General features: G+C 57.2%; 1 protein-coding gene. It reads left to right on the forward strand.

Going from position 1 to position 306, the window contains the following annotated elements:
- Positions 1 to 306 (forward strand): Phenylacetic acid catabolic protein (locus tag QWI17_RS01680; RefSeq protein WP_302720753.1); only part of this gene is annotated, 306 nt, incomplete at both ends.

Here is a 306-nt window from a genome sequence, read left to right on the forward strand (position 1 = left end):
TCGATCATGATGTTCGGGCCGCATGACGCGGACAGCCAGCACTCGGATCAGTCGATGGCGTGGAAGATCAAGCGGTTCAGTAATGACGAGCTGCGGCAGAAATTCATCGACGCGACTGTGCCGCAGGCCGAATATCTTGGTCTGAAAATCCCTGATCCCGATCTGAAATGGAACGAGGAGAAAGGCGGATATGACCATGGCGAGATCGACTGGAGCGAGTTCTGGCGGGTTGTGAAGGGGCATGGGCCGATGGCGCGTGACCGTGTTCGTGATCGCAAGAAGGCTTGGGATGATGGGGCTTGGGTG

It is taken from the genome of Gilvimarinus gilvus, assembly GCF_030518155.1.
Classification (GTDB): domain Bacteria; phylum Pseudomonadota; class Gammaproteobacteria; order Pseudomonadales; family Cellvibrionaceae; genus Gilvimarinus; species Gilvimarinus gilvus.